Origin of the sequence: Pseudomonas sp. DWP3-1-3b3 (genome assembly GCF_049896305.1) — a bacterium.
GTDB lineage: Bacteria > Pseudomonadota > Gammaproteobacteria > Pseudomonadales > Pseudomonadaceae > Aquipseudomonas > Aquipseudomonas azotoformans_A.
This window is the reverse complement of sequence record NZ_JAFCUA010000016.1, coordinates 38,988-50,000: the sequence shown is the minus strand read 5'-3', so window position 1 is coordinate 50,000 and position 11,013 is coordinate 38,988. Positions and strand designations below refer to the sequence as shown.

Annotated in this window: 8 protein-coding genes; 3 read left to right on the top strand and 5 right to left on the bottom strand. The window is 60.7% G+C overall.

Annotated features, from left to right (window positions below):
• Window positions 1-144 precede the first annotated feature (144 nt).
• The gene (mltF, locus tag ACP7BX_RS29320; protein ID WP_033898602.1) at window positions 145-1,605 is read left to right on the top strand and encodes a membrane-bound lytic murein transglycosylase MltF; all 1,461 of its coding nucleotides are present in this window, start codon (window positions 145-147) and stop codon (window positions 1,603-1,605) included.
• A gap of 124 nt (window positions 1,606-1,729) precedes the next feature.
• Here mltF and ACP7BX_RS29315 read toward each other — a convergent pair whose 3' ends face one another.
• The 5 genes from ACP7BX_RS29315 to treP form a co-directional block, all read right to left on the bottom strand.
• Entirely contained in the window at window positions 1,730-2,008 is a 279-nt protein-coding gene (locus tag ACP7BX_RS29315; RefSeq protein ID WP_314533811.1) for a PTS transporter subunit EIIB, read from the bottom strand.
• Between the two features lie 2 nt (window positions 2,009-2,010).
• The gene (gene ptsP / locus ACP7BX_RS29310) at window positions 2,011-4,527 is read right to left on the bottom strand and encodes a phosphoenolpyruvate--protein phosphotransferase (protein WP_426131673.1); all 2,517 of its coding nucleotides are present in this window, start codon (window positions 4,525-4,527) and stop codon (window positions 2,011-2,013) included.
• A gap of 49 nt (window positions 4,528-4,576) precedes the next feature.
• The gene (locus ACP7BX_RS29305) at window positions 4,577-5,797 is read right to left on the bottom strand and encodes a maltoporin (protein ID WP_038848766.1); all 1,221 of its coding nucleotides are present in this window, start codon (window positions 5,795-5,797) and stop codon (window positions 4,577-4,579) included.
• A 69-nt stretch (window positions 5,798-5,866) separates the two neighbouring features.
• Window positions 5,867-7,513 carry an alpha,alpha-phosphotrehalase gene (gene treC / locus ACP7BX_RS29300; RefSeq protein ID WP_426131671.1) on the bottom strand — a complete coding sequence of 549 codons (1,647 nt, stop codon included), beginning with the start codon at window positions 7,511-7,513 and terminating at the stop codon, window positions 5,867-5,869.
• A gap of 30 nt (window positions 7,514-7,543) precedes the next feature.
• Window positions 7,544-8,986, bottom strand: a complete 1,443-nt coding sequence (treP, locus tag ACP7BX_RS29295; RefSeq protein ID WP_426131670.1) for a PTS system trehalose-specific EIIBC component — start codon at window positions 8,984-8,986, stop codon at window positions 7,544-7,546.
• A gap of 217 nt (window positions 8,987-9,203) precedes the next feature.
• On the opposite strand from treP, the gene treR reads away from it, so the two are divergent.
• Both treR and ACP7BX_RS29285 read left to right on the top strand, forming a co-directional pair.
• Window positions 9,204-9,908, top strand: coding sequence for a trehalose operon repressor (gene treR, locus ACP7BX_RS29290; protein WP_314533803.1), 705 nt, complete (start codon window positions 9,204-9,206; stop codon window positions 9,906-9,908).
• A 94-nt stretch (window positions 9,909-10,002) separates the two neighbouring features.
• On the top strand, window positions 10,003-10,902 hold the full coding sequence (locus ACP7BX_RS29285; protein ID WP_314533895.1) for an alpha/beta hydrolase: 900 nt from the start codon (window positions 10,003-10,005) through the stop codon (window positions 10,900-10,902).
• Window positions 10,903-11,013: the final 111 nt, after the last annotated feature.

The following is an 11,013-nucleotide window of genomic DNA, read 5'->3' as shown; positions in this document are numbered from 1 at the left end:
GGCATTCGGCGCAGTTATTTTAACCGTCACAATCGCGCGCCAAGCCCCGTTTCTGCGGGCTGCAGCACAGTTTTGCCGGCGCTAGCAGACAAGACCCGCGCTGTCGAGATATGGCGCCGTGGGCCGTTTGCGTATACTGCGCAGATGTTCTCCCCAACTGCTTTGCGCCCGCGATGCGCCAAATGGCTCATCGCCACCGGACTCTTCCTGATGCTCAGCGCCTGTGTTGATAAACCCAGCACGCTCGAGCGAATCAAGGAGGATGGCGTATTGCGGGTGGTCACCCGGAACAGTCCGGCGACCTATTTTCAGGACCGCAATGGTGAAACCGGTTTCGAATACGAACTGGTCAAGCGCTTTGCTGATGACCTGGGCGTGAAGCTTGAGATCGAGACCGCCGACAATCTCGACGACCTGTTCGGCCAACTGGGCAAACCCAACGGTCCGGTTCTCGCAGCCGCCGGCCTGGTCAGCAGCGAGCAGCGCCAGACGCAAGTGCGTTTCTCCCACCCTTATCTAGAAGTTACCCCGCAGATCATCTACCGCAACGGCCAGTCGCGTCCGACCAACGCGGCTGATCTGGTGGGCAAGAAGATCATGGTGCTCAAGGGCAGCACCCACGCCGAACAGCTGGCAGAGCTTAAAAAGCAGAACCCTGCGATTGAATACGAAGAATCCGACGCCGTTGAGGTGGTCGACCTGTTGCGCATGGTGGACGAAGGGCAAATCGACCTGACCCTGGTGGACTCCAACGAAGTGGCGATGAACCAGGTGTACTTCCCCAACGTGCGCGTGGCGTTCGACCTGGGCAACGCCAGCAACCAGAGCTGGGCGGTGGCCGCCGGTGAAGACAACAGCCTGCTCAACGAGATCAACAGTTACCTGGATAAAGTCGAGAAGAACGGCACGTTGCAGCGTCTGAAAGACCGCTACTACGGGCATGTCGATGTTCTGGGTTATGTAGGCGCCTACACCTTCGCCCAGCACCTGCAGCAGCGTTTGCCCAAATACGAAAAACACTTCCGCGCCTATGCCAAGGAAGAAAAGGTCGATTGGCGCCTGCTGGCTGCGATCGGCTATCAGGAATCACTGTGGCAACCGGCCGTCACTTCCAAGACCGGCGTACGCGGCCTGATGATGCTGACCCAGAACACCGCCCAGGCGATGGGCGTGTCCAACCGCCTGGACCCCAAGCAAAGCATCATGGGCGGCGCCAAGTACCTGGCCAAGATCAAGGATGAACTGGACGACAGCATCGCCGAGCCGGATCGCACCTGGTTTGCCCTGGCGGCCTACAACGTCGGCACCGGTCACCTGGAAGATGCGCGCACCTTGGCCAAGCGCGAAGGTCTGAACCCGAACAAGTGGCTGGACGTGAAGAAGATGCTGCCGCGTCTGTCGCAGAAGCAGTGGTACAGCAAGACGCGCTACGGTTACGCCCGTGGCGGTGAGCCGGTGCACTTCGTGGCGAACATCCGGCGCTACTACGACATTCTCACCTGGGTGACCCAGCCGCAGCTGGAAGGCAACCAGGTGGTCGAAGGCAACTTGCATGTGCCGGGTGTGGACAAGACCAAGCCGCCGGAAGACAACCCGAAGCTGTAAGAGTACTACCGAACCTATGTGGGAGCGGGCTTGCTCGCGAAAGCGGTGGGTCAGTCAGCTCATCTGTTTCTGATACACCGTATTCGCGAGCAAGCCCGCTCCCACATTTGAATCTCCATTGGGTTTAGAGGCCGGTGAGCAGATGCACCACGCCGCCCGACAACACCATCACACCCGCCACGCCAGCCATCTTCAACGCCGCAGCATCCACCTTCGCCGCATCCTGCAACTGCACCCTCACCCGCGTCAGCGCCACCCGCTGCTGGGACTTGAGGTTATCCGCCCCACCCAACGCATTCAGCACCTCGGCCGACAACAGGCTCTGCGTTGGCGCAACGACCGTCTCGGCAATCAAATCCGGCGTCAGGGCTTTCCAGAACGCCCGCTGTAATTTCTCGAACATACTCAGTGCTCCACGACAGGTGAGGTTTCAACGGTAGCCGCGTGATACTGGCGCAAGGCCTCACGCACCTGGGCGGCTTCTTCCAGGCCCAGGACCTGGCGGGCGATGATCTGGCAGTCGGCCAGTTCCAGCTCGCGCACAGTGGCCTTGATGGTGGGGATCAACGGTACGCTGACCGACAACTCGTCCACGCCCAGCCCAATCAGCACGGGTACGGCCAGCGCTTCAGACGCCAACGCGCCGCACACGCCTACCCACTTGCCATGGGCGTGGGCGGCCTTGACGGTAGTGGCAATCAGGCGCAGCACTGCCGGGTGAAAACTGTCGGCCTGGCTGGCCAGGCGCGGGTGGTCGCGGTCCATCGCCAGCGTGTACTGGGTCAGGTCGTTGGTGCCAATGGAGAAGAAGTCCACATGGGGCGCGAATACATCCGCCATCAGCGCGGCGGACGGTACTTCAATCATGATGCCCAGCTTTGGCAACTCGGTGAGCCCCAGCGCCAACGCTTCCTCTTCAAGGATTTTGCGCGCCAGGTGCAGCTCCGAGAGCAGGCTGACCATCGGCAACATGATATGCAGCCGCGCAAAACCAGCGCTGGCGAGGATCGCGCGGAACTGTTCGCGCAACAGTTCCGGACGCTCCAGGCACAAACGGATGCCGCGCAGGCCAAGGAAGGGGTTGGTCTCGGCGTCCATCGGCACATAGGCCAAGGGTTTGTCGCCACCGACGTCGAGGGTGCGCACCACCAGGTTACGCTCGGTGCCCAAGGCACGGGCGATCGCGGTGTAGGTCCCTGCCTGTTCGTCGGGACTTGGGGCACGGTTGCGATCCAGGTACAGGAACTCCGAGCGCAACAGGCCGACGCCTTCACCACCGAGGGTCAGGGACTGCTCGACTTCCTGCAACGACGCCACGTTGGCAGTGACTTCAACGTGGTGGCCGTCACGGGTCGTGGCGGGTAACGAGGCCTGCGCCACATCGCGCTGATGGCGGAGTCCCTGTTGTTTACGCGCAACGTCCAGTTGCTCGATTTCGGCCAGGTTCGGCTCCAGGTGCAGCTCGCCTTTGTCGGCGTCAAGCAGCACCTGCTTGCCATTGGCCACCGCCAACACCTGGGCCGGAACACCACAAATAGCCGGCAGGCCCAGGGCGCGGGCGAGGATTGCGACGTGGCTGGTCGCGCCGCCCCCGACAGTGACAAACCCCAGCACCTTGCGGGTATCCAGGCTGGCCGTCTGCGAAGGCGTGAGTTGCTCGGCGATGAGAATCGCGCGCTCCGGCAAGTCCCAGGCGCTGTCCTGAAGACCCAAGATCAGTTTCAGCACACGCTGGCCGACGTCGGCCAGGTCTGCCGCACGCTCGGCGATCAGTGCATTGCCCAAGCCCTGGAAGAGCGTGACGGTCGCGAGCGTTGCACTGTTCCAGGCAAAGGCCGCGCTCTTGCCTTCCGCCAGCAGGCGGTGGGCGTGTTCGAGCAAGGTCGGGTCTTCGAGCAGTTCCTGATGGGCGCGGAAAATCTCGGCCTGGGCGCCGCCAGCTGCTTTGTCCTGCAACACCTGCAACGCTTCAGTGGCGGCGAGCAGGCCACGGGTCAAAGCAGCACGTTCGGCAGCTTCGCCCGTGCCTTGCTGCGTGATGACCAGCTCGGGCTCGGTCACTTGAACGACCTGACCAAACGCCGAGCCCGGCGATGCACACACGCCTTTTAGCACCGACGCCGACAACACCGTTGCGACCGGTTCAGCAACCGCCGTCACGACCTCGCCACAGCCCTCAGCCAACAAGGCAACCAGCGCAGTGATTGCCGCCTCAGCCTCATCGCCCGCCGCGCTCACTTGCAAGGTATCGCCCTGCACGGTTTGCAACGCCATGATCGCCACCAGCGATTTGGCGTTGGCGCTCTGGGTTTGCTTGTGCAGGTAGATGCTGGCGTTGAAACCTTTCGCCGCCTGGGCGAATACCGCTGCCGGGCGCGCGTGCAGGCCGTTGGCGTTGGGCAAGGTCAGCGGTTTGGAGAACAGTGCATCGCCCTCCTCTTCGTCCGCTGCTTGCACGGCCTCACCTGGGGACAACTGCAACAGCGGCTGGCCCGTTTCCACCAGGCCGTCCGCCAACAGGCTGAAGGGCTCGCCGCTGACCACCAGCATCAAGGTCAGCAAACTGCGTGCGTTGAGGGCCACGTAGTCGGCATCGAATTCGATCAACGGCTGCCCGGCCTCCACCCGCTGGCCTTCCTGCACCAGCCGGGTGAAGCCCTGGCCTGCCAGGTTCACGGTGTCCAGGCCGATATGCATCAGCACCTGAACGCCGTTATCGTCGGTGACACTGACCGCATGCCCACTGTCCTGGATATTGCTGATCACCCCGGCCAGCGGCGCGCACAGCGTCTGCGACGTGGGGTCGATGCACAGGCCATCGCCGATCAGGCGGCTGGAGAACACCGGGTCCGGCACCTTGTCCAGCGCCAGCAGCACACCCGACAAGGGCGCCAGCAATTCCAGGGGTTGAGTTGTGGTCATGACTTCACCTGCTGTTTTGTTCTGTAGATATCATTGAGCGGAGGAAGGATTACTTCCACCAGTACTCAACCTGCACACCAACGTTCGACCCATGCCGCGCCGTGCCATAGGAGCCGGTATCGGACAACGCCGACCCCGCCGCCAATTCATTCGCCGCGCGCTTGGCCGCTTCGTTCCAGGTTGCATAGGTGTAGTACAAGCGCACTTCCGGCCGCGCCCAGAAATCCGGGCCTTTGGGCGACCATGTGGGAGCGAAGGTAAATTTGCTCAGCTTGCGGGTGCCGCCCGTGGCATCGACCTGGTCATGCCCAAGCTCGGTGACCAGTTTGAATTGCTCGCTGATGGCATACGCCGGGCGCACGCCGATGGACATCCAGGTCTGGTCCTGGCTGCCAGGACGGATGTCCTTCTGGTACACCGCTTCGACCTGACCACCGAAACGCGGGGTCACCTGCCAATCGAAAAACTCCACGGCGCGGTAACTTTTGCTGCTGTTGTCGAGGAAGGTATTGCCGGTGTAGCCCAGGCCGGTGCCGGGGCCTTCGCCGTACTGCAAGGCGAACTTGTTCTTTCCGCCGAGGAAAGGTTTTTGCACGTGCTGCGCGGTGATCGCCCAACCGCTGTTGGTATCACGCCCGCCGGCTTTTTCGATATAGCTCAAGCCCAGTTCCAGCTCGCCGCCGGGGTTGGTCTTGAAGCCCGCGACGTTGAAGTCGTGACGGGTGGCGTATTCCTTCTGGTACAGGTTGTCCTTGCGGGAAATCGCGTAGCTGTACTTGAGGTCGCCGATCAACACGTCCTCGATACCGCCGCCCGTGGCGCTCTGGTTCCAGTAGTAGAAGTCGGAGATATGGATGTCGTTTCGTTTGTAGTAACGCCGGCCGGCCCACAGCGAACCGCCATTGAGGCTGGGCAGGTTGGACCACTGCGCATACATCTGCGGCATGCGCGCCGAGCCGTTGTTCTCGCCCTGGAACTTCAGCGCGCGGTCGTACTTGTTGTAGAGCGACGCCATGGCATCGACGCTGAGTACCGAACCGTCATCGAGGGTGAGCAGGTCCTGGCGCAGTTCCAGCTCGGCGTACTGTTCGCATTCGTTACCCAGGCGGTATTTGGATTGCGCCCCCGGCAGTTGGAAACATTGCTGTGGACCGCTGCCCGTCGAGGTGCCCGCGCCGCTGCGCAGGTAACCGGCAAATTCCAGGGCTTGAGCGCCAAACGGCAGGCTCAGACAAGACGCAACGAGGCCCAGCTTTATAGTTGTTTTCATGAAGCACTCCGATATTTTTATTATGGTTTTTGAAGCGCCCCGTGCTCCCACACGGGGTTGCAGCGGGTCTCAGTCCTTGAGGTGCAGCACAAACGATTCGTAGGGACGTAGCGTTACCGTGGCGCTACGTTGCGGGCAGTCGGGGTAGTTGCTGATCAGCAAGCGCTGTTCGCTGGCCGGGTTGATCAGGTTGTCCGGCAGTTGGATTTCGCACGGCGTGCCGTAGAAGTTGTTCAGCACCAGCAGGCGCTCGCCATGGCCCTCGCGCAGGTAGGCCCAGACCTGCAAATGGTCTTGCAACAGTTGGCGGTACACGCCTTCCTGGATCAGCGGTTCATGACGACGCAAGGCGATCAGCGCGCGGTAGTGATGCAGCACTGAATCCGGGTCATCCAATTGGCTTTCGACGTTGATCTGCGCCGCGTTGGCCGGAATGCCGATCCACGGTTCACCGCTGCTGAAACCGGCGTTTTCCCCGGCACTCCACTGCATTGGCGTACGGCCGTTGTCGCGGGACTTCTGCATGATCGCCGCCATGCTCGACGCCTCGGACTCCCCCGCATCGCGCTTGAGGCGAAAAATGTTCAAGGTCTCCACATCACGGTATTGCGAGATGCTGTCGAAACCCGGATTGGTCATGCCCAGCTCTTCGCCCTGGTACACATACGGCGTGCCCTGGAGGAAGTGCAGCGCAGTCGCCAGCATCTTGGCCGAGACCACACGATGCTCGCCGTCATTGCCGAAACGCGAGACCACCCGCGGCTGGTCGTGGTTACACCAGAACAGCGCATTCCAGCCTCCACCGGCCTGCATACCCAGTTGCCAGTCGGAGAAGATCTGCTTGAGTTGCAGGAAGTCGAAATCGGCTTTCACCCACTTCTGCAGGTTCGGGTAATCGACTTTCAGGTGATGAAAGTTGAAGGTCATCGACAGCTCTTTCGACTCCGGCCGCGAGTAGCGGATGCAGTGTTCCAGGCTGGTGGACGACATCTCGCCGACGTTGATCAGGTCATGCCCCTCGAAGACTTCGCGGTGCATTTCCTGCAGGTATTCGTGCACGTTCGGGCCGTCGGTATAGAAGCGGCGGCCGTCGGTATTGTCCTCGGGAAAATCGGCGGGCTTGGAGATCAGGTTGATCACATCCAGGCGGAAACCGCCCACGCCCTTGTCACGCCAGAAGCGCATCAGCTTGAACACTTCGGCGCGCACCTTGGGGTTGTCCCAATTGAGGTCGGCCTGGGTGTGGTCGAACAGGTGCAGGAAGTACTGACCGGTTTGCGCCTCGTACTCCCAGGCCGAACCGCCGAACTTGGATTCCCAGTTGTTCGGCTGGTCGCGCCAGATGTAGAAGTCGCGGTAGGGGTTGTCGAGGCTGCTGCGTGCCTGCTGGAACCATTCGTGTTCGATGGACGTGTGGTTGACCACGATATCCAGCATCAACTTGATGCCGCGCTTGCCTGCTTCGCTGATCAGCAGGTCGCAGTCGGCCATGGTGCCGTAGCTGGGGTCGATGGCGTAGTAGTCGCTGATGTCGTAGCCGTTGTCCCGTTGCGGCGAGCGCAGGAACGGGGTGATCCACAGGCAGTCGACGCCCAGCCATTTGAGGTAGTCGAGTTTGTCCACGATGCCCAGCAGGTCACCGGTGGCGTTACCCGCGTGGCTGTGGAAGCTTTTCGGGTAGATCTGGTAGATCACCGAGTGTTGCCAGTCTTGCATGGTGGACTCCTTCAATGTGAAAGCGCTGGTTCAGGCGACGCGATAACCAGGGCGCACGATCTTCATGCTCAACGCACAGGTCAGAACAAACGGCACGACAATCGCGATGACCATCCCGATCACAAAACTCGGGATGTACTGCGGAATGATCGAGATGAAGCCAGGCAAGCCACCGACGCCAATGGCCGAGGCCTGCACCTTGTTCAGCGAGAGGAAAATGCTGCCCAGTGCCGAGCCCAGCAGCGCGGCATAGAACGGGAACTTGAAGCGCAGGTTCACGCCGAACATCGCCGGCTCGGTGATGCCGAAGTACGCAGAAATCGCAGAAGTGGACGCCATGCTTTTGTCCCGCGCATTGCGGGTCATGTAGAACACGCCGAGCGCGGCGCTGCCTTGGGCCAGGTTGGACATGACGATCATCGGCCAGATGAACGTGCCGCCCTGAGTAGAAATAAGCTGCAGGTCCACGGCGAGGAACATGTGGTGCATGCCGGTGATCACCAACGGCGCATACAGCAGACCGAAAATCGCGCCACCGACCATGGGTGCCAGGTCGAACAAGGTGACCACGCCTTCGGTGATCAGGATGCCCAGGTGACGGGTCACCGGGCCGATGATCGCCAGGGCGAGCACGCCGGTGACGACGATGGTGGTGATCGGCACGACCAACAGTTGAATCGCGTTGGGCACTCGCGCCCGCAGCCATTTCTCGATCACGCTCATCACATAGGCGGCCATCAGGATCGGCAGGATCTGCCCCTGGTAACCCACTTTCTCAATCTTGAACCAACCGAAAATATCGAAGTACGGCAGGCTCTGGCCGTCGAGACCGGCGACCGCCTTGCCGTAGTTCCAGGCGTTGAGCAGGTCTGGATGCACCAGCATCAGGCCAAGCACGATGCCGAGGATTTCACTGCCGCCAAAGCGCTTGGCCGCCGACCAGCCCACCAGCGCCGGCAGGAACACGAACGAGGTGTTGGCCATCAGGTTGATCAGGCTCCACAGGCCATCCAGGTTCGGATAGGCCTCCAGCAGCGTCTGGCCCTCGATGAACATACCCTTGGCGCCCATCAGGTTGTTCACGCCCATCAACAGGCCGGCGATGATCAGCGCGGGCAGGATCGGCATGAACACGTCGGAGAACACCCGCACCAGACGCTGCATGGCGTTGGTCTTGTCGGCGCCCTTCTTTTTCACGTCGGCGATGGTGGCGGCGGCGAGGCCGGTCTGCTCGCGCAGGGCGGCGTAGACCTTCTCTACTTCACCGGGGCCGATCACCACCTGGAACAGGCCGCCGGTAAAGAACGAGCCCTTGACCAGATCCACCTGGTTCAACGCGCTGCCGTTGACCAGGCTCGGGTCCTTGAGCGCCAGGCGCAGGCGGGTGACGCAGTGGGCAGCTTGCTCAAGGTTGTCTGTGCCCCCGAGGTTCTCGAGAATCTCGCGGGCGATAGTCGAATAGTCGTGGCTCATGCTTGGTTTCCACTTTGATTTTTTTATTTGGGGGGCAGTCATTGGCAGCACGCCGAGGGCAAAAGTACTCGTCTGTACGAGTTAAAGCAACAACTCGTACAGACGAGTTTGAAAAAGTTTATTCCGTGTAGGACTTGGCTGACTGTAGGTCGAATGGACAAACCCCAGCCATGCCACTAAGGTTCCTGCCTGAACGCAAAGGCACAGAGCCATCCCCATGAGCAAATACAACCAGATCTACACGGATCTGCTTGCCAGCATCACCACCGAACGCCTGCAGCGCGGCACACGCCTTCCCTCCGAAACCGAACTGATGGACAGCTACCAGGCCAGCCGAGGCACCGTGCGTCGGGCCATCGAGCAGTTGCAGGAGCGTGGGTTTGCGCAAAAGATCCACGGCAAGGGCACCTTCGTGTTGTCGCCCAACCCGATCGAGTTCCAACTGGGCGGCATCGTCAGCTTCCACGAAACCCACGCCGACCTGGGCGATGACGTACGCACCGAAGTGGTCGAATTCACGCAGTTCCCGCTGGAAGGTTCGCTGCTGCAACACATCGAAGCCGAACCCGGCACCCTGATCACCCGCATCAAACGGGTACGGCGCATCGGCGGCAAGCGGGTGATCCTCGACATCAACCACTTCGTCGCCGAGGTGATTCCCGGCCTGGACCGTGAGATTGCCGAACAGTCGATCTACGCATTTATCGAACAGACGTTGCAGCTGCAAATTGCCTACGCCCAACGCACCATCGAGGCTCTGCCGCGAGGCAAGGACGACCAGACACACCTCGACCTCGAAGGTCAGAGCCATGTGATCGTGGTGAGTAACCAGACATTCTTGCAGGATGGGCGGCAGTTCGAGTACACCGAGTCGCGGCATACGTTGGATAAGTTCTACTTTTCGGATATTGCGCGGCGGTAAGCATCCGCTGGGAAGATCATTGCACTGCGATGCTCTTGGCCTGCCCTGCCGCCAATGCCAACGGCTCGCTCGCCAAGGCGTGTTATCAAACATGATGAGTAGACACTTTCGCTATCAACGAACATTGGCCGGCTTCTACAAAGCCTGGGTGGTGATGGTCTGTGCGCTTCTTGTCGCCTGCCAGTCGCCGCGCGAGGCACTGCAACAGCTGGCGCAAGAGCACGGCCGGCAAGTGGAGGTCCTGCCTGGGGACGCCTTCCCCCTACTCATACTTGCACCGCAAACCGCACAAAAGACAACTCGCCTGCGGGTCTACCTGGAAGGCGATGGCCATGCCTGGTCGACGGCCACCCAACCCAGCCTGGATCCGAGCCCGCACAATCTGTTGGTACCCCGGCTGGCGGTCGATGACCCGACACCGAATGCGTACCTGGCACGCCCCTGTCAGTTCGTCATGGCTGCAGCCTGTCAGTCGGCACTCTGGACCAACCGTCGATTTTCTCAGGAAGTGGTCACCCGCCTCAGCCAGGCGCTGGACCAATTAAAACAGCGGTACGGTAATCGCGAGTTCGAACTGGTGGGGTATTCAGGTGGCGCCGCTCTCGCCTTGTTGTTAGCGGCGCAGCGCAATGATGTGACCCAGGTGCAAACCCTGGCTGGCAACCTCAGTCCACGTCTGTGGGCAACGATGAAAGGGCTGTCGCCACTCGACGGTTCCCTGGATCCGCTGGACTACCGTGAGCGGCTCGCCTTGTTCCCCCAACGTCATCTCATCGGCGAAGCGGACCTGATTATTCCAAGTGGGTTGGCGGATAGGTACCAACAGGCCCTCGATTCGCCCCTCTCCGAATACATCCATGTACGGGGAGCAAGCCATGATAAAGGGTGGGAAGCGGCTTGGAGCCGATGGGTTAAAACGCCATTAACCCATGGAGATCCTGAGAGTGAGGACAAGCAGGTCCGCTTGAAAACATCCCAATACCTTTCCCACTAGCGCCCAAACCTTGCACGACAATAACGACGAGCAAAAAGTTCCATTTATTGCTGATCGGATCCGTATAACCGCAAAAAATAACGGCGACGTCGCATTTCTTAGCTTTTTTCT